Here is a 23,374-nt window from a genome sequence, read left to right on the forward strand (position 1 = left end):
AATGCGTGTCGCGACTTGCTTGTTGCAATGGAAAATTCGCTATGATAGCTTAATGTTAACGTTAACATTCTCTCAATGCGAGGGATTGTTGCAAAAGTTGATATTTATTCTATATAGATGTCAACGTTAGCGTTCCCGTAGACGGAGGCTGGCTCAGGCTCCCATCTACGGGTTTGTTCGACGTGAAAATGTTAACGTTAACATTTGGCGTAGAAGCCGCTTCGAACCACTAAAAATAACTAAAGGTTGAGTCATGTTGAAAATAAGTAAAACCCTTAAGTCCCTAGTCGCCGGTATCGCTTGCAGTTTGGGCCTGGCCTCGCCAGCCGGAGCTGAACAGCTGAAAATCGGCATGTCCTTTCAGGAGCTGAACAACGCTTACTTCGTCACCATGAAGAATGCGCTGGAAGAGGCGGCCAAGGATATTGGCGCAGAAGTCTATATCACCGACGCCCATCACGACGTTTCCAAACAAATCAATGACGTAGAAGACATGCTGCAAAAAGGCGTGGATATTCTGCTGCTTAACCCCACCGACTCCGTCGGCGTGCAGTCCGCCGTGGTGTCCGCCAAGAAAGCGGGCGTCATCACTGTCGCCATCGACGCTGAAGCGGAAGGCCCCATCGACTCCTTCGTCGGCTCCAAGAACTACACCGCCGGTTACCTGGCCGGTAGATACCTGGGCGAACAGTTGGGCGGCAAAGGCGAGGTCGCCATTCTTGACGGCATTCCTGTCGTGCCCATTCTCGAACGGGTGCGCGGATTCAGCGACGCCATGCTGGAATTCCCCGACATCAAAGTGGTCGGCAAGCAGAACGGCAAACAGGAGCGCGACGTCGCTATGAACGTGACGGAGAACATGCTGCAGGCCAACCCTGGTCTGGATGGCGTGTTCAGCGTTAACGACACTGGCGCTCTGGGCGCGTTGACCGCTATCGAAGCCAGCGGTATGGACGTCAAGCTGGTCAGCGTGGATGGCCACCCGGAAGCCATCAAAGCCATGCTGAAACCTGACTCCAAATTCATCGCCACCTCGGCGCAATTCCCCCGCGACCAGATTCGTCTGGGACTGGCCATCGCACTGGTCAAGCACTGGGGTTCTGAAATCCCCGCCACCATGCCGGTGGACGTGAAGCTGATCGACAAAGCCGGAGCCGCTGACTTTACCTGGTAGAGGTTAAACCGCGTTTCACTGGAATGAGTCTCTGTCGACGCCGGCCTTTCTCCCACCAAAGGGGAAGGCCCTTCGACAGGCTCAGGGTGAACGGAGCCGCGTGCTCTTCTTCGCATAAGCGCTGGGCGGCGAGCTTTCTATCGCCACGGCGTTCTCAGGAATAAGCAAGCCCGGAGACGGTTTCGCTGTGCGCGCCAGCGCAGTGCGGCGGTGTTCTGGGCGGTGCGGATGGAAGTTAGGTCGTATTACCGGGTGTAAGAGTCATGAACAGTCTTCTTTCCCTTGAACATATCAGCAAAGGATTTCCCGGCGTGCGTGCGCTCAACGATATCAGCTTTGAGCTGCAATCCGGGGAGATTCACGCCTTGCTAGGCGAAAACGGGGCGGGCAAATCCACGCTGATGAAAATTCTCTGCGGCGTTTATAAACAGGACGCCGGACGCATTCTGATCGATGGCGCGCCAGTGGATTTCCGTCATTATCACGACGCCACCGACGCCGGCGTGGGTGTTATTTTTCAGGAATTCAGCCTGATACCTTATCTCAATGCAGTGGAGAATATTTTTCTCGGCCGTGAGTTGCGCAATGCTCTGGGCATGCTGCGCAAAAAGGACATGCGCGCTCAGGCGGAGAAAATCTGTCAGCGTCTTGATGTGAACATTGATCTGGACGCGCCGGTGGATCATCTGAGCGTGGCGGAGCAACAGTTTGTGGAAATCGCCAAAGCACTGTCGCTGGATGCGCGCATCCTGGTGCTGGACGAGCCTACCGCCACCCTGACGCCCAACGAGGCGGAGCACCTGTTTCGGGTGATGCGGGAACTCAAGGCGCAGGGCGTAGGCATGGTGTTTATTTCTCATCACATGGAAGAGATCTATGAGATTTGCGATCGCATCACTGTTTTGCGGGACGGCGAGAAAATCGGCGATCGCGAGGTCGGCGAGGTGGCGGTGGACGAGCTGCTGGAAATGATGGTGGGCCGCAAAATCAGCAATAGCTTTCCGGAAAAAACGCCGTTGCGGAATGACGGCGATATCGTCATCGACGCCCGTGCAATTCAACTGCACAAGAACGGTCCGGTGAACTCTTTTCAGGTGCGCAAAGGCGAAATTCTGGGATTCGCCGGACTGGTGGGCTCCGGGCGCACCGAGACGGCGCTGGCCATGATCGGCGCATTGCCCGCCTGTCGCAAAGAGGTGTCCGTGGAGGGCGAGCCCGCCGCCATGAAAACGCCGGCGGAGGCCCTGCGTCGCGGCATTGGTCTGTTGCCGGAAAGTCGTAAGAAAGAAGGGCTGATACTGCCGTTCTCCATTCGCGAAAACATCACTCTGAACAACCTCGCCAAGGTCTCCGGCGCGGCTTCCGTCATCGATCGCAAACGGGAGAGCGAGGTGGCCGAAACCCTGTCGGCGAAGGTGCGGGTGAAAGCGCCGGACTGCGAAACCCCGGTGGGCAATCTGAGCGGCGGCAACCAGCAGAAAGTGGTGATCGCCCGCTGGCTGAACAACGACTGCAAGGTGCTTATTTTCGATGAGCCGACGCGGGGCATCGATGTCGGCGCCAAGACGGAAATTTATCGTCTGATGAAGCAACTGACCGCCCAGGGCGTGTCGATCATCATGATTTCTTCCGAATTGCCGGAAGTGGTGGGCGTGAGCGATCGCGTCGCAGTTTTTCGCCAGGGAAGCATCGTCAAGATACTGGAAGGGGATGCGGTGAATTCCAATGAAATTATGCGCTATGCAACCGGAGGCGTAAAAGATGAATAAAATGACTGGTGGCGCCACGGCGAATGTAGAGGTGAACCTGATGCAAGGCTGGCTGAAAAAGTGGCGGAAATCCCCCGCGTTTTATCCATTGCTCGGCTTTATCGTGATATTCGTCGCGATGGCGCTGGCGAACGAGAACTTTTTAACTACCGCTAACCTGAGCAATGTGGCGCGACAGGTGTCCATCAATGCAATTATCGCCGTGGGCATGACCTGCGCCATTCTCACCGGCGGCATCGACTTGTCGGTGGGACCTGTGATGGCGCTGTCCGGCACTATTACCGCCGGTTTGATCCTGGCGGGGTTTCCGCCGGAGGTCGCCATTATGGGCGGCTTGCTGGTGGGGGCGCTGTTCGGCGCGGGCAATGGCGCATTCGTCGCTTACGCCAAAATGCCGCCGATTATTGTGACGCTGGCCACCATGGGCATCGCCCGCGGGTTGGCGTTGATCTATACCGGCGGTTATCCCATCTCCGGCCTGCCTGATTCTTTCGCTGTGCTGGGGCGCGGCGAGGTCTTCGGCATCCAGGCGCCGATTCTGGTGATGGCGGCGGTGTATTTGATCGCCTACGTTCTGCTTAATCACATGCCTTTTGGCCGCTACGTATACGCGATAGGCGGCAACGAGGAAGCCGCGCGTCTGAGTGGGGTGAGGGTGCGGCGTTATAAACTGGCGGTCTACACTATTAGCGGATTCACCGCCGCGCTGGCGGGCATCGTACTCACTTCCCGTCTGATGAGCGGACAACCCAACGCGGGCATAGGCTTCGAGCTGGACGCCATCGCTGCGGTGGTGCTTGGCGGCGCGGCTATCGCCGGCGGTCGCGGGGCCATCATGGGGACTCTGATTGGCGCCATGATGCTGGGCGTGCTCAACAACGGCCTCAACCTCATGGGAGTCTCGCCCTACATTCAGAACATCATCAAGGGCGGCATTATTCTGCTCGCCATATTTATCAGCAGAAGCCGGGATAGGTAATCCCGGCCCGCTTCCAGAACTCGAACTCATACAACCCGAACAACAGCCATTTATATGGAGAATTCCGCATGTCTGCTTTACCTGAAATGATGACCGCGGTGGTCTGTCACGCTCCCAACGATTACCGTCTGGAACAACGCCCCCGTCCGGTGGCCGGCCCTGGCGAACTGGTGATTAAAATCGAAGCCTGCGGCATTTGCGGCAGTGATTGTAAAGCCAGCTCCGGCGCGGATATGTTCTGGTGCGGAGATAACCCCTGGCTGAAAGCGCCGGTGATTCCCGGCCATGAATTCTATGGTCGCGTGGCGGAAATGGGGCCGGGCGCGGCGGAGCGCTTTAACGTCAAGCTGGGAGAGAAAGTGATCGCCGAGCAGATCGTGCCCTGCGAACGCTGCCGCTTCTGCCGTTCAGGCAAATACTGGATGTGTGAAGTACACAACATCTTCGGGTTTCAGAAAGACGTCGCCGAGGGAGGTATGGCCCAGTACATGCGCGTGCCTGCTAATGCGGTCGTGCATCGCATTCCTGAGTCGGTGTCTCTGGAAGATGCTGCGTTGATCGAGCCGATGGCCTGCGCCATTCACACCGTCAACCGGGCGGACATTCAACTGGACGACGTAGTGGTGCTGGCGGGCGCAGGCCCCTTAGGGTTGTGCATGATCCAGGTCGCGCGATTGAAAACGCCGAAAAAACTGGTGGTCATCGATATGGTGGATGAGCGACTGGAACTGGCGAAGGACTTTGGCGCGGATGTGGTGTTGAATCCCGCCCGCGACGATATTGACGCCGCTATCAAAGGCATGACGGACGGTTATGGCTGCGATGTTTATATCGAAGCCACTGGCGCGCCGGCGGCGGTCACGCAGGGCCTGCGCATCATCCGCAAGCTGGGGCGTTTCGTCGAATTCAGCGTCTTCGGCGCGGAAACCACTACCGACTGGTCCGTCATCGGCGACCGTAAGGAACTGGACATTCGCGGCGCGCATTTGGGGCCGTACACCTATCCAGTGGCGATAGATCTGTTTGAGCGCGGTCTGGTGACTTCTCGCGGCATCGTTACTCATCAGCGTAAGCTGGATGACTGGGAGAACGCCTTCAAGCTGGCGTCCACCGCAGATTCCATCAAAGTGCTGTTGGTACCCTGAGGAGGGGCGTCATGAACTACGTCATTGGTGTCGATATCGGCACCCAAAGCGCCAAGGCCCTGTTAGTGGCGGCGGACGGAGCCATCATCGCGAAAGCGTCGCAAAGTTATCAGGTGGACACGCCGCGTCCGCTGTGGGCGGAGCAGTGGCCGGATGTCTGGCTACAGGCGGTGTATCAAACCATCGCTGAATGCGTCGCCAAGTCCGGGGTTGATCCCGCCTGTGTGCGAGGACTGTGCGTCAGCAGTCTTTATGGCGGCTCCGGCATTCCCGTTGATGCGGACGTCAAACCGCTGCATCCCTGTCTGATCTGGATGGACCGCCGGGCCACCGCTGAGACGGAATGGGTGCGCGAACATGTCGATGTGTCGCGCTTGCAGGACATTACCGGCAACGGTGTGGACAGCTATTACGGTTACACCAAGATGCTCTGGCTGAAGAACCACAAGCCTGACGTCTGGCGTGAAACCCACTATCTGCTGCCGCCCAACAGTTACGTCAATTACCACCTCACAGGGGAATTGGCGGTGGATCACAGCTCCGCCGGCAACATCGGCGGGGTGTACGACCTGCGGCGCCGGGACTGGTCGCAGGAGGTGCTGGCGATGCTGGGTATCGACGCGGAGAAAATGCCCAAACGACTGGTGGCGTCAGGCGACATTGTCGGGCGTCTCACTACAGAGGCGGGAGAGCGTCTTGGGCTGCCCGTCGGGGTTCCTGTGGTGGCGGGCGGCGTTGATGCGGCCATGGCGACCCTGGCTGCGGGCGTCGTGGAGCCGGGCAACCATGTCGCCATGATCGGCACCAGCATGTGCTGGGGCTTTGTGAATCGGGAGACGGATGCGCGCAACGGTCTGATCAGCATGCCTTATGTGGCTAATGGCGAAGAAGAGATATACATCTTCGGCGGCGCGATTACCGCGGGCGCTTCCATCAGCTGGTTTCGGGAGCAGTTCTGCGAACAGGATCGGCAGGCGGCGCAAGCGCAGGGCGAAGCGGATGTCCATCAACTCATGGAAAGGGAAGCGGCGAAAACGCCCGCCGGCGCCAACGGACTGGTGTTTCTCCCTTATCTGATGGGAGAGCGCAGTCCCATCTGGGACCCCAACGCTTCCGGCTCCTTTGTCGGGCTGACCTTGTATCACACCCGCGCCCATTTATATCGCTCCATTCTGGAAGGGCTGGCGTTTGCGCTGCGGCACAACATCGAATGCGGCAGGCAAGGGGCGGCGCGACTTGATCCAGAACTGATTGTGGTGGGCGGCGCGGCGCGCTCGGATCTGTGGATGCAGATTATCGCGGACGTCACTGGTTATCCGGTTTTAACCATTGAGCAGGACGTAGAGGCGCCCATAGGGGCCGCGTTGCTGGCGGCGCAGGCCGGTGGCCTGGTGGAAGACGCCGCGGCCATTCGCGACTGGATCAGTCTCACGCCCAGAGCCAGGCCCATTGCTGCGAACACGGAGGTCTACGAGCGTATGTTCCAACAATATTGCGCGCTGTATCCAAAGCTGCGCGACGCCATGCACGAACTGAGAGCCGTGGCGCAGGAGAAAGAGTAGAACGATGAAAAGCTTATTGAACCAATTACGCGATTATACCAAGGTCGTGGCCGATACCGGCGATCTGGAGGCGATTCGCCGCTTTGCGCCGGAAGACGCCACCACCAATCCCTCGCTGGTATTGAAAGCGGCGCAGTCCGGAGACTATGACGCCTTATTGCGGCGAAGCGTGGCGCTGGCGCGCAGACTCAATCCTCAGGACGAGGAAAGAGCCATTGAAACCGCCCAGGACAATCTGGTCGTGGCCATGGCGCAACGCATATTGGACGCGACGCCGGGCAAGGTCTCCATTGAGGTCAGCGCACGCTATTCCTACGATGTGGACGCCACTGTCACCAAGGCGCGGGAACTGCGGCGTCTATTGAGTCAGGCCGGCGCGCCAGTGGAAAGGGTGCTGATAAAAATCGCCGCCACCTGGGAAGGGGCTCAGGCCGCGCGTATTCTTGAGCGCGAAGGCGTCAACTGCAACCTGACGCTGATATTCAATTTGGCGCAGGCGCGGGCTTGCGCGGAAGCGGGGGCGTTTCTGGTATCGCCATTCGTCGGGCGCATTCTGGACTGGTACAAGCGGGCGCAGCCCGACATGGATTATGCGCCTGAGCAGGAGCCGGGCGTGCTGTCGGTGAAAGACATCTATCGCTATTACCGGCGTTATGGATATACCACTGTGGTGATGGGCGCCAGTTTTCGCAATATAGGAGAAATTAAAGCCCTGGCGGGCTGTGATCGCCTCACCATCAGCCCGGCGTTGTTGGAGGAATTGGCGGCGACCCAGGGGACTCTGCTGCCGTCCTTGTGCGACGACGGCGTACGCGCTGCGCCGCCAGAACCCTTGACGGAAAAAGAGTTCCGCTGGCTGATGAACGAAGACGCCATGGCGACGGAAAAACTGGCGGAAGGCATTCGTGGGTTTTACCAGGATCAACTCAAGCTGGAAGCCATGATTCGCGACTGCCTGCGCGCGGGAGATTAAAACTACGGTTGTAAGTCTTGGCGCGTGGGAGAACGCCAGGCAGCGTTATCTACCCTGAAATGAGGAAAATAAACGCTCTAAAAAAGCCGGATTACCGTATGGCGCGCTCGGTGAATCCGGCCTGGGCCTGAGCCGTTATCGCCAGACTGAGGTCAGGCTATTGATTGGTGGAGGCCAGTTCGTTGGCGTCTCCATTCGCCTCCAGATGCGGGTCCCGCCACCATTTGTCGTCCTTGGGCAAGGGTGACGTCAACGATCCCAGAAACGCCACCAGTTGCGCCAGTTCTTCTTCCGTCAATCCCAGTGGAATGATGTCAAAGTGCGGGCGGCTGGGGTGTTGTTCGCGGTCGTAGTAGGGCGGTTTGGGTTTGTTATAGTGTTGCGCCACGTCCATCAAGGTGGCGAACTGTCCCGCCTGCATATAGGGGGCTGTGGCGGCGATATTGCGTAAACTGGGTGTTTTGAACGCGCCCACCAGTTCAGGCCCTTGCTTCTTCAGAAACGCCATTTCCTCACACTGTTCCAGTTCCGCATCGCTCCAGGGGGACAGGCATGTGAACTCATTCTGGGTGAGCTCGGTGACGCCCTGATAGCGGCCCATGTCGACCATTTTCACGTCAGGCTCAGGCGCGCCGATATTGTGGAACTCGAAGTTGGTGAACAAAGGGCCGTTATGGCAACTGGCGCAGTTGGCCTTGCCCATAAACAGGCGCATGCCTTTGATTTCATCCTCGTTCATGACGGATTTCAGCTTCTCTTCGCCGGCTTTTTCATCCAGCAATGCAATGAACTGGTCGAAGCGGGCGGGAGGCAGTTCAAGCTTGCGTTCATAGGCCATGATGGCCTTGCCCATATTGGCGAACACGCGGTTGACCGCTTCCTGCTGGGCGGCGCTGAGTTGCGACCAGTTCTTTTCCGCTACGCCGGCGACCTTAGGGCTGGCGGGTAGCGTGAGTCCGGAAACTGCGTCCAGATCGTTGGCGTCGCCAAACAGTTTGACGTACTCCTCGCGATACTCCGTCGCCATGATTTTGGCGGCGCTGGTGCGGTCAAGACCGTGTTCGTTCTGATCTTCCACAGGCGACAGCGCCTGCGCCCACAGGCTGTCGGAGCGACCGTCCCAGAATTGCCAGGGACCGTAAATGGCGCCAGGAATAGACGGCGCGCTGCGGCGCGTCGTTCCAATCGCCTGAGACTGCGGCAGGCCATCGGTAAAATAAAGCTGTGGATTGTGGCATTGCGCACAGGATATCTGACCATTGCCGCTCAGGCTGCGATCAAAGAAAAGCTTGCGGCCCAGCTCAGCGGCTTCTTCGTTGTCCGCATACTTATTGCTGGGCGCGGCAGGTAGTTCGGGGAGGGCGGACAGGGAAAATCTGGCGATGAAATCCCGGTCCGCATTGGTGAACTGGTAGACGTCCGAGGCGGCCAACGCGACGCTGGATAGCGCCGCCAGTACGCCTGCTGCGATATGTTTGATCCTCAACATACAACCCTCTAGAGAACGAGATTGAATACGATAGTGTCGGACTTGCCGTTAGCGGTCACATCAAACTGGATGACCCACCAGCCCGCCATCTGGAACTTCACTCCGTCCACCAGGTAGACTCCGGGCGCGCTTTCGGCGGTGATGCGGGGCTGTGTCGGCAGACCATGCACGTGGCCGGGCATGTGACCGGAAAATTCAATCTTGGCGTCGGTGATGGGGTCTCCGTTCATGTCAGACAGCAGAAAGTTCCACTTATGGATCTCGTTCAAGGGCGTCAGCGGTTCCGGCGACCCTTTCGTCAGCGGTTCAATATGGGCGAAAAAATTCAGGTCCCGAGACGCCTGAAAAGTACGAATATCCAGGTCCGCCGGCGCCTGCTGGCCCGTCATCGCCGGCACTTCCAGGCTCATGGAGTCAGGCTGGACGGTTTCCGGCGTTGAGGTCATGCGGTTCAGCATGGACGGGTGTACGCTGCGGATCTGGGTGTTATGAGCGAGCATCTGGTTTTGTGACGATTCCAGCCGCATCGGGCCGGTTAGTTTCACCCAGTCGCTCCATTGGAGGATGAAACCTTCCTCGATAAGCGCCAGGGCGTAATTCTTCAGGTTGGCGCTGCTGGCGCGCAGATCGGCGCCCTGTTTTTGCCAGAGTTCCAGTTGACCGTTGAGGGTATCGATAGACTGGCCGTAGGACTCTTTCTGTTTCTTGTCCTTCAGGGAGCGTTCCACCACCCGCATTTCACTGACCTGTTTACGGATATGGCTGGCGTTGCGAAGGACGTTGACGGAGCTTAGCTCCAGCTCTTTGGCTTCTGTGAGCAGGCGACTGGCGACCTGCATGGAAAGATTGGGCGTTTCAGTTTCTGGCGCGGGAGGCTGCGTTTTGTCGTCAGCGACGGTGACTCCCGGAATCAGAGTGAGCAACAAAAAAACTTTGGCAATGTGTTTCATGAACAGTCCATCTTTATGTATTCCCTTCAGTTCCCCTTTCGTCTCTGCGGGGCGCTCTGCGTCGCCTTGGGGAAACTTCACTGAAGAGCTTTTTATTTTAATTTAGGGTTCGGGCCTGGCGACGTCAGCCCGCCGGCGGACCCTGATATAAACGAAAACAGGGGCAAGTCTCCCCAACTTGCCCCTTTATCCGATTAGCGGATCAGTTAGAACTTGACGCCCCAACTATTCAGCGTACCGGTGTCGCGTCTGGCCAGGTCTTTGACCCGAAGCTTCCATTGTCCGGCGGAGTCTTTGGCGCCGATGTCGACGCTAAAGGTCTGCTGGATGTTGTCAGCGGAGCCGCCAGTGCGGTTATGCAGGTTGAACACGGTTCCGTCCGGATGCAGCAGGTCCACCACCAGGTCGCCTTTATAGGTGTGGGTGATGTCCACGGTGACGCTGACTGTGCCGGAGGCGCCAGTGCGGGTCACGTCGATCGGGCTGCTGACGCCGGTTCCGTTGTTATCCGGAATAGCGAACGGAGTGGTGTTCTCGTAGCTGTCCGGCTCAGTAGGCGGCTCGCCGCCACCGCCGATCTCCACGGTGTAGTCTTCCACTTCGCCATAGTTGAAGGTTCCGCAAGGGATGGGCGCTGCGTTGTAACGCATGGCCACGCGCATACGGGTTTTGCCTTCAGCCGCTGCTGCAGGAATGCTCAGGGAGCCGGTCACCACGGACGAGGTGGCGCTGCCGGAACTGAACACTTCTTCGCCGCTGTCTTCGAAGTCGCCGTCGCCGTTCAGGTCAACCCAGATTTTCCAGTACTCTTTATAAGAGCTGCCGCTGAAAGACGGAGTCAACGTGAGGTCGGTGTCGCCGGAAGCCAGCGCAACGGTCATATCAGTGAAATCGCTATACTTGGACGAACCGGAAGCATTGGCGAAATCGCCGATTTCCACTTTACCGATCCACTCTTCGCTGGCGTTGTTACCAGAGGCTTCACAGTAGTCGCTGGGATCTGGATCGGGGTCCGGATCGGGGTTTTCGATGGCGTCCCAATCCGGTTTAACCGTGAACAGGCCGTTACCGATGTCGCTCAGGATGATATTGCCGCTGGCGAAGTAGGCGTAGTTACTCCAGGTGCCGGAGAACTGCGCTGCGTTGGAGCCTGGGATGGTGTCGAAGTACGCCACCTCCTCCAGGTTGCCGTTGGTAATGTCGTCTGCGTTAAGGATGCGCAGACCTGCGCGATAGTTGGTTTCGAACACATAACCGTCTTTGGTGTAGAGGTTGTGGTCGATCGCTTCGGTTGGACCAACGTAGCGTCCCAGTTCAACCGGATGCTCCAGATCGCTTACGTCCCAGATATAGGAAGTGGTGTTGATGCCGGAGTTCTGCTCATCCAACTCATCGTTCATGATCAACACAGAGTGGTTGTCGTCAATGAACCAGCCCTGGTGCGTATACTGCGAGCCTTGATAGGGCGTCCGCGAGATTTGCTGAGGGTTGCTCTTGTTGGACACATCAATGATGGTGATGGTGTCTTCGTTGTAGCCAACGCAGATTTCCTTGCCGAAGTAGCGCGAATCCGGACCGTTGTACACCACGCACTGAGTGTCGTGGGTATAACCGTCGGCGGAGAAGCAGCCAGCGTAGGAAGGCGCGCTGGGGTTGGAGACGTCCACCATGTACAAACCGCCGCTACACTGGTTGCTGCCCACGATGTAGGCGTAACCGGTTTCTTCGTTAATGGCGATGTTGTGCGCGTTGCCGAAACCGCCCAAATGCGTCGTTTCCGTCAGGGTGGAGCCTGGCGTCACGTTACGCAGGGTGGTCAGGTCGAAAACCTGCAGGCCATGGGTGCGGTTGCCGCTGCCGTCAGCGACGATGAACGCATGGTCATTGTAGGTCTTGATATCCCGCCAGGAGTCGGAACCGTTGTTGTGTGAAGGCAGGAAGCCCAGATAAACCGGGTTTTCCGCGTCTGTCACGTCAACGAAGGAGGTGCCGTTCTCACGACCGACAATAGCGATTTCCTTGCCGGTCTGCGGGTCGGTGTAACCCCAGATATCGTTCAGGTTGGCGGAGCCGCCGCCCATATCGCCTTTCGGCAAAAATGACATCAGATCGACGTTTTTGCAGGGGTAGCCTGCGGCGTCGCCATCTTGGCATTGTGTGCTTGCGGTGAAGCTTGCGACGTTCGCCGACCCCTCATCGGCCATCATCGCACTCATCATCGGGCTCGGCGCGCCTTCATTCGAATTGTCGTACTTAAAGCCGTCAGGAAACATTGCGCTGTGCCCCCAGGAATGGGAAGAGAGCAAGAGAGCGCTAGTCGCCGCTACAGCTTTTAAAGGAAGATTTTTCATCTTTATATTTCCTTATAACTCTGCGGTTTGAGTTTTATTAGTTCCGCTGAATTCCACTACCGACGAAGAAACGGTCATCGGGGAGAACATGACGTTATCCTTGTCTGTCGAGTACTGCGACTGGAAACCCCAAACCCCTGTTCGGTCTTCCACGTCACTCGCGTGAAATCACGCAATCTTCGCCACTACGGAAACGCCCTGTTATTGAATACGATCATTGGCTTTTGGCCTATATGTCGTTCGTCCTAATTCAGCTCGGGCGTTCGTTCTAGCCGTGGCGAACCGGCTATCCAGCAATAATCGCACCATACGCCGCTTCCCTGGAATCTGGCCTTGCGGTCAGCATCCGGACCGTGGCGGCGCTAAAACAGTGCGTTAATGCACCTTTTCGTAACACATTGATGTCACAATAGGTAACTAGAATTTACCAGTGTTAAATAAAATCGAAAATATCCGACGACTTGCGTCGCCGGATATTTACGCAGTCCGAGACTGCGGTCACATTAAATGGCTTAAAACAGACCTTTAGGGTCTTGTCTTAGAACACCATTTTCCAGCTGTCGATGTAGCCAACGTCGCGTCTTGCGCGGTCAGTGACTTTCAACTCCCAGGTTCCGTCAACGTTTTTGCCGCCTACGTTTACGGTGTAGGTTTTATTCAGGTTGTCTGCGCTGCCGCCGGAACGGTTATGCAGAGTCTGAACGCTACCGTCTGGACCGACCAGCTGAACAACCAGGTCGCCGATGTAGGTGTGAACGATGTTCACAGACACTTCAACGGAGTCGGCTGCGCCGATTTCTTTCACTTCGATCGGGCTGGAAACGCCGTTGGCGTCGTTGTCCGGAATCTGATAGTCATCCGTGTTTTCGAACTCGCCGCCGCCAGGATCGGTGTCGCCATTAAAGTCGCCGACCAGGGTGACGCCGGAGTAGCTGGAGTAGCCGCGCAGCATGACATAGTAGTCGCCTTCGCTTGGAGCCTCGAAGGCGCACACTTCATCGTTGCCGTTTTTGTATGGGCGGCAATCATAGCTTGAGGTGCTTGGCTTGGAGCCGAATTTGACGTACATGTCAGCGTCGCCGCTGCCGCCGCTCATGGTGAAGACCAGATCGGTAGCGCCAGCTGGTACGCTCAGTTTGTAGTACTTCATTGAACCCTGGTTGCCGGAGATGCCTTCGATGGGCGTCGCCTTCTCCATGGTGATGACCTGGTCGCCAGGATCAGTGCCGTCGCAGCTTACGCCGACCTGATCGAACGCAGCGGTGACGTCGGCTTTGCTGTAGCCTTTGTCTTCCGCAGCGGACTCAACGCCGCAAGCGCCGTCGTTGAAGTTGGAGTTTGGCGTCCAGTAGGTCTGGTTGGCGCGTACGAATACTTCAAAGGCTTTCTTGGTGTCCCAGCCGCTGGTGGTGGCCAGCAGATAGAAGGCTTTGTTGTAAACGCCGCTGCTGTAGTGCACGTCCAGGCCGTCATAGTAGTCGCTGGCGTGGCCGATGGAGCTGCCGTCACGGGGAGGGTTGTCCATGTAACGCAGACCGTCGCCGTTTTTCATGATGGCGGCGCCGACGTAGAAGTCGTTTTCGCCGTGCATGAAGAACTCAGCCGCTTCGCCCGCCATGTCGGAGAACGCTTCGTTCATGCCGCCAGGCTGTCTTTCATAGACCAGACCGGAGTTGAACTCAGTGAAGCCGTGAGAGACTTCGTGTGCGACCACGTTGATGTCAACCAGCGGGTAGAAGTAGCTGGCGCCGTCCCCGAAGGTCATTTGGCTGCCGTCCCAGAATGCGTTCTCATAGCCGTTGCTGTAGTGCACGCGCAGTTTCAGCTTGGTGTTGAGCGGGGAGGTGTCGAACCACTCGCTGTACATTTTGAACACTTCGATACCGAAGAAGTGGGCGTCGTTGAGTGGAGAATAAGCGCCGTTGATTTCCTTGACGGTGTTTCTCGGGCAAGTGAACTGGTGGATAGTGCCACCGGAAGTACGGTGATTCAGGTTGATCGTTTCCACATTGGCGGTGGTCATACGACATTGGGAATCCACTTCGAAAGTGGGGTAGTCGGAGCCGTACTCGTATTTTCCGGTTTTTTCGTTGCCTCCGGGACCAGTGGCTTCTTGATGCGCCAGTCCGTCCCAGGTCTTGATCACGTCGCCGCTATGAGCGTCGATGATGAAGAAAGGACGCTTGGGATCAGGCGCGCCTTTGGTCGCTTCGGAGAAATAGTTGACGACGTAGACCAGTTTCGCCTGTTCGGACTCCTGGTCGAAGTAGATCATCAGCTCGGAGGACTCATTGCGAAATTGCGGCGCATTCACGAAGGTGAATCCGCTGTTGTTTTTCGCAATGTTCAGTGCTTCCTTGTCGGAAATGGTGGGATTGGCTCCGGGTACGAAACCATTGTCCAGATCCGCCTGGATGCCCTGAATCAGGCCGCCGTTCATGTGGACCACTTCGTCGTTCGCATCGCGCACCATGATGATGTGCTCGCCGAAAACCTTCAGTCCTTGATAGGTTTGCTGCAGTCTTTCATAGGTGCGGCCGTTAGCTTCGGTTCGGCTCGAAAGCTTGACTAGGCCATTCTCCCCTAACAGTCCCAAAGCAGCATCGTTGCTCAGGGAAGCCATAGATGAGCCAGACGCTGCGAATCCCGCGCTTTGGTAAGTGCGGAGATCTACGCGCTCCGCCGCCATTGTGTGAGCGGAAGCGAGCGTAAGGCCTACTATCAAGGCATTAAGCTTAAAGTGTCGATCAGACATGCTAAAACTCCAGTTTTAATTATTTAACCGGGTCGAAACATACTGACGTTTAACGAGTAGGAAGGTATATACGAAAGGAAACGATATATAAAAGATAGGCAAACGAAATAGAACAGGCGTTGGATATAAGTACACCTGATCCCATAGGATCATTTCATGCTTTGGTAAAAGTATGAAACGCAGTGAAGTGACGGCAAATAAACTTCACATTCCATGTAAAAGTCATATAAGGCTTTTAGCAAACCCGTTTGTTATCTTTTTACGCGTTAACCCTGTCGCGTTAGAGCTATCCATACACTGCACTTGGTAGCCCTTTATTATCCGAATCGCCAAACATCCAAGTACAGTTCTTTCCCATCCTTGTTATGGGTATGCGCCACCCGGGTCACTCACACATCTGTTTGATGAGAGGGCTAACCCTCTGAATTCCCGGGCTTGGCGACAAACCGCCAACCTGATTGCCGGAGTCGTTCCTTGATGCGATTTTTGTATGAGTTGGTATTTCCATTCGCATCGTTTGCTGACGCCGCGGCAAGCAAGTGGAAAAAATAGTAGGTTAAAAAATTACAATCTGTCAACGTTAATAAGGACTAGGATAATCGATTATCTATAGGTATTTTCCGTAGTGGTAAAAGCCTATGTCTGGCCTCAAAACACAGGTTAAGTGGTTGATTCTTTCGGTTTTTACTGATGGTATTTAATAAATGGCATTAAGTTTTGAGAGCTGCCGCTCAACTCGACCGTCGCCGACTTTGACATAAATATTTTAAACGGCTCGGTAAATATTACGGAGATGAAATAAAGGTTCTGTTTAAAAATGGTTTTCCTTTCTTACTTTCAATAGAAGAAACGTATAGTGAGAATTTGGAAAAAGCGCGCTTTACTTGCTTTTAAATTTGCAACTTAGTTGTGTATTGGCGCCTGGGTATTAAAACCAATAGCACAATCGTCGCTTCAAAATTGGGACAATGTTTCCCTTTTATGGCGCTATCCGGGTACCGAGAAATTGTTAGAATCCCCAAAAAACGCAGGAAATTACCTGCCTTTCGAATGACGACGCGAGTCAGGGCGTAACAGGGTCGATTGTGCGGCGCATGTCTCCGCGCAGTAGGAAGTAAAGACAAGACAGGGTGATGGTGGAGCATGGGAACGATAAACGTGAAGGATTTGCAAGGCGCGGAAGTAAAAGTCCAGGCGGTCGAGGGATACTCTCTCATGGAGCTGTTGCGTGACAATGGCTTTGAAATGGCCGCCATTTGTGGAGGAGCCTGCATTTGCGGCACCTGTCATGTTTATGTGCGCGGGGAGAACGCGCGCCACTTACCTGAACCTGCTTATGATGAAGCCGAACTGCTGGAAACCAAGCCTGATTACATCGAAGGAGTATCGCGGCTGGCGTGTCAGATAAATTATGCGGAAGAGTTGGATGGTCTGACGTTGGAGTTAACGGAAGATAACTGACGGACGCATTATTTCTCTCGCCGGGAAGTTAAACGGCGGGAGACACACAAGCGGTTGAGGCCTGTTTATCCGGCGCGGCGACTTAATCGTTTTATAGTTCGCGACGATATGTTTGCGGAACTAAACCCGCCGCCGCGCATCTAGTCCTCTGATCTCTTCACGTATAAATGTCCTCATTCGAATGCACTGAATGAGGGCGTTTCATCTAAGTCGAAACTTGTAGGACAATAGGGTTAAGTTATGGTGACGGAAGCACTTTTTAAAAAAATATCCCAGTTTAGGCTAAAGGTTTATTTAAAGCTTCATCGAATCAGTTTACATTCTGGTCTGAGGATGAATGCTCACTCCACAAAATATCAAAAATACTGAATAACTATTATTACCCCTGGAACTGATAAGAACCGGGTTTGCCGGTTCATAACACCCTGAATTTCCGTGCGTGAACGCGATGTGTTCTCCACCGGAGGCGGCGCTCTTTGCGGTTGAGCGGTAAGGCGTTGCGACTGAAAGGGTTCACCAGATGTGAATATTTAACAGCACAGATGGTTGAACTTGTTTATAACTAAAAAGATGGAATATCAGCTGTTGGAATAGGTTGCAGTTTAGTTGAAAAGACGTTGGTTGCAGGACCAACTGACCGGTAGCTGGAGGCCAGACGCCGGGCGTTAATAAAACTAAGAAAATAAGCTTTTCATTATAGTTAGGGATGAATGCACTATGGATCTTAACAGTATGTGTATTTTTACCAAGGTCGCGGAAACGAAGAGCATTACTTCCGCAAGTCAGATGCTTGGTATAAGTAAACAAACCATCAGTCGTAAAATTATTCAATTGGAGGAATCTTTAGGCGTTTGCCTGATAAGGAGAACCACTCGTAACTTTGAATTGACCACCGCCGGTCAGGCTTATTTCCAGTATTGCACCTGTATAGTGCAGCAAGCGGAGGAGGCCAATGCAATGGTCAAATCCCTGCAAAGCACTCCTGTAGGTGAGATCAAAGTCAGTATGCCTCTGGCGTTTAATAACAATAACGCCATGTCGAAATTGTTCACCAATTTCCTCAAGAAAACCCCGCAGGTAAAAATCGATATTCATCTCAGTAACCGCCGCACCTGTCTTATCAGTGAAGGAATAGACATGGCGTTCCGGCTGGGGCCGTTGGTGGATTCGACCATGATTGCGCGCGGACTTGGCGTATTGACCTTTACCTACGTGGCGAGCCCCGAGTATGTGGAAATGAACGGTCTGCCCGACACGCCCAACGACGTCATCAATCACACCATCATCGCTATGCATGACTGCAAGCTTCTGGATGATTTCCGGATCAATGAAAAAATCGGCGACCGCGTGCAGATAAATGACTTCTCATTGGCGAAGCAAATGGCGATGGACGGCTTCGGTATTGCGGTGCTGCCTGTGTTTATGTGCGTGGATGAAATCAGAGAAGGCATTCTGACCCCCATTCAGAAAGAATGCTTCCAACCCACGCGGCATTTAAACCTGGTGTACACCCAATCCCGTCACCAACCCGCTCACGTCAGGAAGTTCATTAACCACGTTGTAGAGGAAACCCGCCCAATCCCCCCCTGGGAAATATACGTCGACGATGTTTTCCCCTCCCATACCATGATCTCCCCGCATAAGAGCGTCGACAGAGAACCGTTGCTGATGCAGAAATAGTCGAAGTAAGCAGCGCGCCCGAAGCTTTCCGATATTGTTCCATTTAAGGAGATATCGGGAAGCTCGCTCTTTTTAACGGTTTGGCTTGAGTTGGATTTTTGCTGCAGGGGTTTGGATTAATGGGGAGCTCCGTTTAGGAGTCGGTCGCGACAGCCCCGGACGCTCTCCGCCAATTGAACAACCCCAAAGACGTCAATAGCCCCAATATAACAAGTGAGACGCCGATATACTCGGCGGAGCTTGGCGTTTCGCCGAGGATCAGGTCGCCGAACAGCACCGCCAGACCTGGCGCCAGAGAGGTGAAGACGGCGGCTTGCGCGGCGCCCAGAATGGAGATGGATTTTGTGTAGCACACCAAGGCGATAGCGGCGGCGAGAACGCCCTGGAATACGCCCTGAACTATCAGCTCCTGGGCGCTGGCCTGAAAAATATGGGGCTCGCCAAAAGCCAACCAGGCAGGAACGTAGAGCAGCATGGATAGTACGGACACCACGGCGGCGCCCATCACCGGCGGCACATTGTAGCGTTTGCTGTTTAATGTATAGGACGCCCACAGGAAGCCGGAGAGTACGAATATCAAGTCGCCAATCCAGGCGTCCGCCAACGCTGCCGATGATGAGGTGATGCTTCGATAGCCAATGCTCAGGATGCCCAAGGCAATCAACACGAAGCCGATCCAGCGCTGGGAAGTGGGACGATCGCCCAAAAGCAGGACGCTGCCCAATGTGGCGAACAAAAAGGAGCAACCGGAAATAATGACGCCGCCATGGCTGGCGGGCGCCAGAGTGAGACCGCCAACGCTGATCAGAACATAGGGCGCGCCGGCCCCGGTAGTGAGAATCAGCGCCTGTCTCCAGGTCAGACCTCCCAAACCCGACTTGATGACCCAGGGTAGAAAAATCACGCCAGCCACGATAAAGCGAATGGCGGCCACATCGTAGGCGGTTAAAGTCTGCTGTACGCCCAGGCGGGAAATAACCGGCCAGATACCCCAAATCAATGCCGCCAGGACGCCCATGGCGATGCCTTGTCCAATACGAGCCCGCTCAACAGTCACGATTCACCTACTGCTATCTGAAACTTTGAATTACTGAATGCCAGAGCGACATTTTAGGAGGGTGGAGGGGGTGAATTTATGCATATTTATTATTTAGAATGTCGAAATACCGCTTATTTTCATAATTAACGCTTAAAAGAGGCGAAAATGAACGCGCTTGACTCGTTTGACGTCGCATTGCTAAAAGCATTGCAGGAAGACTGCCAGCAAACCTCCCAACAACTGGCGGAGAAGATCGGTCTATCGCCCACGGCGATCCAGCGTCGCATCAAAAGATTGAGAGAGCAGGGGATTATTCACAAGGAAGTGGCGATTCTGAACTCGCAACTGCTGGGTAACAGAATGACCGTGATCATTCAGGTAATTCTGGAAAAAGGCGGACCGCGAATCGTCGACGCCTTCAAGCGCCGAATCATCAAATTCCCCGAAGTCCAGCAATGCTATTACGTAGCAGGAGAATTCGACTTCGTACTAATCGTCAACGTAGCCAACATCACCGAATACGACCTACTCACCCGAAAACTGTTCCCAGATGATATGAAGATCAGTAAGTTCTATACCATTATCGCCATCGAAGCGGTAAAAGCCGACTTGAGTTTGCCGTTGTGAGTTTTTGTTGGGTTTGGCGCAGAGGGTTATCACCATGCAGTCACTAAGAGAATGCATATAAGCAAACTTGTAGAGGGGCTGAAACTTGTGGCTCACCGGATGTCAGTAATTCGAAATGAAGGGGGGAGTATTATGATTACTTTCAAATTTCCTGAAGAAAAAGAATATGTTTCTCATTACGCTAAGAAAATGAACGATTCTAGAGCGTTAAACATACTGGAGGCGGGAGAAATAGGTTCTGAAGACGAAGCTGAATATCTAAGTCGTTTCTTTTGGCGAATGGTGGATAAATCTATTGAAGATGAAGAACAAGGAAGGCCATCTTTGTTTGTTGAATCCAACGAGTTTTGGAATGAGAAAATAATGTATTCAATATCTGGATATCTTGAAAGGCAGGGATATGAAAGTATCTGGGAGAAAGTGTCAGACGAGCAATGATATCTATCGGCAGAAGTACTCGCCTATGATTGCGGATAAAAAAATTCAGAAAACAACCTGAACCAGCTCAGGGTGCGTACAACTCTACTGATACTGAGGCGCCCTAAGTCTCATCCTCTTTTTCGACGGCCAACTTGACAACTATTGAACATGCAGGGCGATTTCCCCTGCTACTCCCTCCGTTCGCCCTGAGCCTGTCGAAGGGCTCTTAGTGACCCGCTCCTTAATTCGACAGGCGAAATCCGGAACTAGTGGAACACTAGTGTGAAATCTGGCTGTTTTTTCTGCCCAGGCTGGTCATTTTAGATTAGCGCTCTGGGAGGCCCTTCGACAGGCTCAGGGCGAACGGGGCGTGTAGAACAGGGTAGGGCGGTGGGCGTCTAACTACTCATCAGTCCGCGCCTATGATTTTGGACAAATAAATTCAGAAAATCACCTGAATCTCCTTACAAGGAAGAAATACTTGCCCAAGAAATCGAATTCACCATGTATCTGAACCTGATTATCGACAGTGACTTTGTCCGCAAACGCAAAGGTGGACGCTCTTCTATCGGTGTCAGTCCTGCGTCGGCCGATTACCCGAAAAATATCGGCTTTGGCAGAGGCTACCACCAAAAAATCGGGTATAACCGTATCGGTCAGACCATTATCGACCGGATAAACGTACTACATAAGAGCCTATACAAAGCGGAAAGCAAGTTTATCGATTCTGGATATCTAGGCGAAACCATGAACATTCCTACGTACCGCCTTTAAGGTTGTGATTAAGACTGGACAACCTCCTTACTTTTTCACTTCCGCCCACCCATCTGTACCTTTAGGGATAAGTGGTGAACTTGCGTCGATTGTATCATGCTCAATTTCTATGACGGACAAAAAGCCATCTTTAATGTTGAAACTCTTCCAAGCAGAGAAGTAGGGCTTTAGCTCTTGAAAGTTACCGACGCGATCCGTTAAGTAGTTATACATGGCTCTAGACGGAAGTATTAAAATTCCGCCAATTATCACTCTTTCTAACATGCCAAGGACCATTTTGTTTATTGCCCTATGTGAAGATGAAATGTTTTCTGTTTCCCACTCCAGTGCGAAAGCCTTTCCTCCTATCATTTTAACGGCGTCCAACGGTCCAGGTTTCATATCTGCTTTAATAGTTAGCCTCTTTTCAAGATGCCAGCCATTTAATTTTAAGTGCTCCATGCACTCATTTTTTATCGGTTTTACTCCATTTCCTTTTCTAGTTGGATTAATGGCGAAGTTGTCATTCTTTAAAGGCCAGACTACCATTTTTATAACTGCTTCAACTTCTTTAATAATTGAATATAAATTGGGTACGGTACCAGTTTTAACTAGAATTTCATGATTTGTTATTCTTATCCATAATCTCCATTGTTTGCCGAATAAGCTCATATGCAGGAATATTAAGTGACTCGGATATGCTAAGAATTGAAGTCAGAGAAGGTTGTCGCTGACCCCTTTCAAGCATTGATATGAACGTTCTATCCAAATTGCTGTTAAGTGCTAACTGCTCTTGAGTAAAGCCCTTGCTTGATCTGGCAGTCTTTAGAGCTAAACCAAATGCGGTTTCTGGCTTCATAAACTCTCCTCAGAAAATAAAATTTTGCAGTTGACGTAGACCATGGTCGACGGACTATAGTCTACAAATACTGCCTGAGCGCTGTTATAATCGGGCGAAACTATCCAAGGCGGGTGAATCAGTGAGTTATTCAGATCAGTTTTTTAATGCCATAGGCATTTCTGGCGAGAGAGGTAGTGTGGAGCGCTTTGCGAAACTTTCCGGCGTTCCCGCTCAGCGATTGAAATTCTACAATCACAATAATGTGCTACCTTCAGGTAGCGATCTGGACAGGGTTATTAAAGGGGCGGGAATAACAGAGCTTTTATTGAAGCTGAAAATGGGGCGGGTAGATAAAAGTATATCAGATGCAATTCAGTTTTACGCCGATGAAATTAGTGAGCTTCTTGCTAGGTATAACCCTGAAGCGGAGTCACCTAAAACCGAATGCAAACTAGAGTTTGAAACTAGTCTTGGAAAGCTGTATAGAGGTGACTGTATACGATTTTTAAAGTCAATTGATAATGATAGTATTGACTTAGTATTCGCAGACCCCCCTTTCAACTTATCAAAGCTTTATCCTTCGGAGATTGATGATAGATTAAAGACGGAGAATTACCTACATTGGTGCCAAGAATGGCTTTTTGAGTGTGCTCGTGTAATTAAACCAGGGGGAGCTCTTTTTCTATGGAACCTTCCTAAATGGAATTCATCTTTGTCCAGCTATATTGAGTCGTTTTTAACGTTTCGTAATTGGATTGGAGTAGATATTAAGTATAGCTTGCCAATATCGAACCGTTTATATCCATCGCACTATTCCCTGTTGTACTTTATTAAAGGTGAAAGACCAAACACCTTCAATCCGGATAGGCTGCCTATGCAAGTATGCCCTAAATGCTATGGTGATCTCAAAGACTATGGTGGCTATAAAGATAAGATGAACCCTGCTGGCGTTAACATGTCTGATATCTGGTTGGATATTCCTCCAGTTCGGCATGCAAAGTACAAACGTCGAGATGGCTCCAACGAATTATCTTTAAAATTGCTTGATCGTATTATACAAATGGCTACGAAAGAGGGGGATGTGGTCTTAGATCCATTTGGAGGGGCTGGAACGACCTATATGGCGGCAGAACTAAAAGGAAGAAGATGGTTGGGGTGTGAGATTGGCCCTATCGATGTCATTGTGGAAAGGTTTAATTTAATCGAAAAAGAGAGAGAGATAATCGACTCCTACAGAAAAAACCTTAACTCTCTTTTCCCAGAAAATATTAAACATAACCGTGAGAAGTTGGGGCTTTGGACATGTGAAACGGTAAGAAACCCTGCTTGACCAGTACGGTTGGAAATTTGGCTTTTAATTAAAGCCCACCGCAAAACGCAGTGGGCGCCAACCACTCCCAAATTCA

At 53.1% G+C, this 23,374-nt stretch carries 19 protein-coding genes; 12 read left to right on the forward strand and 7 right to left on the reverse strand.

Annotated features, from left to right (window positions below):
* Positions 1–253: 253 nt before the first annotated feature.
* The 6 genes from HCH_RS11180 (at position 254) to tal (ending at position 7,602) form a co-directional block, all read left to right on the forward strand.
* Complete coding sequence (locus tag HCH_RS11180; RefSeq protein WP_011396343.1) at positions 254–1,174, forward strand: ABC transporter substrate-binding protein; 921 nt, start codon at positions 254–256, stop codon at positions 1,172–1,174.
* Between the two features lie 263 nt (positions 1,175–1,437).
* Positions 1,438–2,943 carry a sugar ABC transporter ATP-binding protein gene (locus HCH_RS11185; RefSeq protein WP_011396344.1) on the forward strand — a complete coding sequence of 502 codons (1,506 nt, stop codon included), beginning with the start codon at positions 1,438–1,440 and terminating at the stop codon, positions 2,941–2,943.
* Between the two features lie 40 nt (positions 2,944–2,983).
* Positions 2,984–3,922 carry an ABC transporter permease gene (locus HCH_RS11190; RefSeq protein WP_202945351.1) on the forward strand — a complete coding sequence of 313 codons (939 nt, stop codon included), beginning with the start codon at positions 2,984–2,986 and terminating at the stop codon, positions 3,920–3,922.
* A 68-nt stretch (positions 3,923–3,990) separates the two neighbouring features.
* On the forward strand, positions 3,991–5,067 hold the full coding sequence (locus HCH_RS11195) for an erythritol/L-threitol dehydrogenase (protein ID WP_011396346.1): 1,077 nt from the start codon (positions 3,991–3,993) through the stop codon (positions 5,065–5,067).
* A gap of 11 nt (positions 5,068–5,078) precedes the next feature.
* On the forward strand, positions 5,079–6,629 hold the full coding sequence (locus HCH_RS11200) for an FGGY-family carbohydrate kinase (protein WP_011396347.1): 1,551 nt from the start codon (positions 5,079–5,081) through the stop codon (positions 6,627–6,629).
* A gap of 4 nt (positions 6,630–6,633) precedes the next feature.
* The gene (gene tal, locus HCH_RS11205) at positions 6,634–7,602 is read left to right on the forward strand and encodes a transaldolase (RefSeq protein ID WP_011396348.1); all 969 of its coding nucleotides are present in this window, start codon (positions 6,634–6,636) and stop codon (positions 7,600–7,602) included.
* A 157-nt stretch (positions 7,603–7,759) separates the two neighbouring features.
* On the opposite strand, the gene HCH_RS11210 is transcribed toward tal, so the two are convergent.
* From HCH_RS11210 to HCH_RS11225, 4 genes are all read right to left on the reverse strand, one after another.
* Positions 7,760–9,091 carry a cytochrome-c peroxidase gene (locus HCH_RS11210; RefSeq protein ID WP_011396350.1) on the reverse strand — a complete coding sequence of 444 codons (1,332 nt, stop codon included), beginning with the start codon at positions 9,089–9,091 and terminating at the stop codon, positions 7,760–7,762.
* Positions 9,092–9,099: 8 nt separating this feature from the next.
* A complete protein-coding gene (locus HCH_RS32270; RefSeq protein WP_148212545.1) occupies positions 9,100–10,041 on the reverse strand; it encodes a FixH family protein in 942 nt (313 codons plus the stop codon).
* 206 nt (positions 10,042–10,247) lie between these two features.
* Positions 10,248–12,392 carry a choice-of-anchor B family protein gene (locus HCH_RS33055; RefSeq protein WP_011396352.1) on the reverse strand — a complete coding sequence of 715 codons (2,145 nt, stop codon included), beginning with the start codon at positions 12,390–12,392 and terminating at the stop codon, positions 10,248–10,250.
* A 538-nt stretch (positions 12,393–12,930) separates the two neighbouring features.
* Complete coding sequence (locus tag HCH_RS11225) at positions 12,931–15,147, reverse strand: M4 family metallopeptidase (protein ID WP_011396353.1); 2,217 nt, start codon at positions 15,145–15,147, stop codon at positions 12,931–12,933.
* A gap of 1,143 nt (positions 15,148–16,290) precedes the next feature.
* Here HCH_RS11225 and HCH_RS11230 point away from each other — a divergent pair.
* Together HCH_RS11230 and HCH_RS11235 are read left to right on the forward strand one after the other, a co-directional pair.
* A complete protein-coding gene (locus HCH_RS11230) occupies positions 16,291–16,608 on the forward strand; it encodes a 2Fe-2S iron-sulfur cluster-binding protein (RefSeq protein ID WP_011396354.1) in 318 nt (105 codons plus the stop codon).
* Between the two features lie 717 nt (positions 16,609–17,325).
* Positions 17,326–18,288: a LysR family transcriptional regulator gene (locus HCH_RS11235; RefSeq protein WP_011396355.1), complete on the forward strand. Its 963-nt coding sequence runs from the start codon at positions 17,326–17,328 to the stop codon at positions 18,286–18,288.
* A 133-nt stretch (positions 18,289–18,421) separates the two neighbouring features.
* Here HCH_RS11235 and HCH_RS11240 read toward each other — a convergent pair whose 3' ends face one another.
* Entirely contained in the window at positions 18,422–19,345 is a 924-nt protein-coding gene (locus HCH_RS11240) for a DMT family transporter (protein WP_011396356.1), read from the reverse strand.
* A gap of 147 nt (positions 19,346–19,492) precedes the next feature.
* On the opposite strand from HCH_RS11240, the gene HCH_RS11245 reads away from it, so the two are divergent.
* The 3 genes from HCH_RS11245 to HCH_RS11255 all read left to right on the forward strand — a co-directional run bounded on the left by HCH_RS11245 (position 19,493) and on the right by HCH_RS11255 (position 21,148).
* Entirely contained in the window at positions 19,493–19,954 is a 462-nt protein-coding gene (locus HCH_RS11245; protein WP_011396357.1) for an Lrp/AsnC family transcriptional regulator, read from the forward strand.
* Between the two features lie 132 nt (positions 19,955–20,086).
* Positions 20,087–20,392 (forward strand): hypothetical protein, encoded by a 306-nt coding sequence (locus HCH_RS11250; RefSeq protein WP_011396358.1) that lies wholly within the window; start codon positions 20,087–20,089, stop codon positions 20,390–20,392.
* A 486-nt stretch (positions 20,393–20,878) separates the two neighbouring features.
* Complete coding sequence (locus HCH_RS11255) at positions 20,879–21,148, forward strand: hypothetical protein (RefSeq protein ID WP_011396359.1); 270 nt, start codon at positions 20,879–20,881, stop codon at positions 21,146–21,148.
* 27 nt (positions 21,149–21,175) lie between these two features.
* On the opposite strand, the gene HCH_RS11260 is transcribed toward HCH_RS11255, so the two are convergent.
* Both HCH_RS11260 and HCH_RS35200 read right to left on the reverse strand, forming a co-directional pair.
* A complete protein-coding gene (locus HCH_RS11260; protein WP_011396360.1) occupies positions 21,176–21,799 on the reverse strand; it encodes a BamHI type II restriction endonuclease in 624 nt (207 codons plus the stop codon).
* Positions 21,747–21,986, reverse strand: a complete 240-nt coding sequence (locus tag HCH_RS35200; protein ID WP_041598579.1) for a helix-turn-helix domain-containing protein — start codon at positions 21,984–21,986, stop codon at positions 21,747–21,749. The genes HCH_RS11260 and HCH_RS35200 overlap by 53 nt, the downstream gene beginning before the upstream one ends.
* A 121-nt stretch (positions 21,987–22,107) precedes the next feature.
* Between HCH_RS35200 and HCH_RS11270 the strand changes: the two genes are divergently transcribed.
* Positions 22,108–23,298: a DNA-methyltransferase gene (locus tag HCH_RS11270; protein ID WP_011396361.1), complete on the forward strand. Its 1,191-nt coding sequence runs from the start codon at positions 22,108–22,110 to the stop codon at positions 23,296–23,298.
* Positions 23,299–23,374: the final 76 nt, after the last annotated feature.

The sequence above is a fragment of the Hahella chejuensis KCTC 2396 genome (assembly GCF_000012985.1).
In the GTDB taxonomy this organism is placed as follows: domain Bacteria; phylum Pseudomonadota; class Gammaproteobacteria; order Pseudomonadales; family Oleiphilaceae; genus Hahella; species Hahella chejuensis.

What these genes read in the sequence shown, in the direction of transcription:
- HCH_RS11180 (WP_011396343.1), top strand. Translation starts at nt 254, where the DNA reads ATGTTGAAAATAAGTAAAACCCTTAAGTCCCTAGTCGCCGGTATCGCT.
- HCH_RS11185 (WP_011396344.1), top strand. Translation starts at nt 1,438, where the DNA reads ATGAACAGTCTTCTTTCCCTTGAACATATCAGCAAAGGATTTCCCGGC.
- HCH_RS11190 (WP_202945351.1), top strand. Translation starts at nt 2,984, where the DNA reads ATGCAAGGCTGGCTGAAAAAGTGGCGGAAATCCCCCGCGTTTTATCCA.
- HCH_RS11195 (WP_011396346.1), top strand. Translation starts at nt 3,991, where the DNA reads ATGTCTGCTTTACCTGAAATGATGACCGCGGTGGTCTGTCACGCTCCC.
- HCH_RS11200 (WP_011396347.1), top strand. Translation starts at nt 5,079, where the DNA reads ATGAACTACGTCATTGGTGTCGATATCGGCACCCAAAGCGCCAAGGCC.
- tal (WP_011396348.1), top strand. Translation starts at nt 6,634, where the DNA reads ATGAAAAGCTTATTGAACCAATTACGCGATTATACCAAGGTCGTGGCC.
- HCH_RS11210 (WP_011396350.1), bottom strand. Translation starts at nt 9,091, where the DNA reads ATGTTGAGGATCAAACATATCGCAGCAGGCGTACTGGCGGCGCTATCC.
- HCH_RS32270 (WP_148212545.1), bottom strand. Translation starts at nt 10,041, where the DNA reads ATGAAACACATTGCCAAAGTTTTTTTGTTGCTCACTCTGATTCCGGGA.
- HCH_RS33055 (WP_011396352.1), bottom strand. Translation starts at nt 12,392, where the DNA reads ATGAAAAATCTTCCTTTAAAAGCTGTAGCGGCGACTAGCGCTCTCTTG.
- HCH_RS11225 (WP_011396353.1), bottom strand. Translation starts at nt 15,147, where the DNA reads ATGTCTGATCGACACTTTAAGCTTAATGCCTTGATAGTAGGCCTTACG.
- HCH_RS11230 (WP_011396354.1), top strand. Translation starts at nt 16,291, where the DNA reads ATGGGAACGATAAACGTGAAGGATTTGCAAGGCGCGGAAGTAAAAGTC.
- HCH_RS11235 (WP_011396355.1), top strand. Translation starts at nt 17,326, where the DNA reads ATGGATCTTAACAGTATGTGTATTTTTACCAAGGTCGCGGAAACGAAG.
- HCH_RS11245 (WP_011396357.1), top strand. Translation starts at nt 19,493, where the DNA reads ATGAACGCGCTTGACTCGTTTGACGTCGCATTGCTAAAAGCATTGCAG.
- HCH_RS11250 (WP_011396358.1), top strand. Translation starts at nt 20,087, where the DNA reads ATGATTACTTTCAAATTTCCTGAAGAAAAAGAATATGTTTCTCATTAC.
- HCH_RS11255 (WP_011396359.1), top strand. Translation starts at nt 20,879, where the DNA reads ATGTATCTGAACCTGATTATCGACAGTGACTTTGTCCGCAAACGCAAA.
- HCH_RS11260 (WP_011396360.1), bottom strand. Translation starts at nt 21,799, where the DNA reads ATGAGCTTATTCGGCAAACAATGGAGATTATGGATAAGAATAACAAAT.
- HCH_RS35200 (WP_041598579.1), bottom strand. Translation starts at nt 21,986, where the DNA reads ATGAAGCCAGAAACCGCATTTGGTTTAGCTCTAAAGACTGCCAGATCA.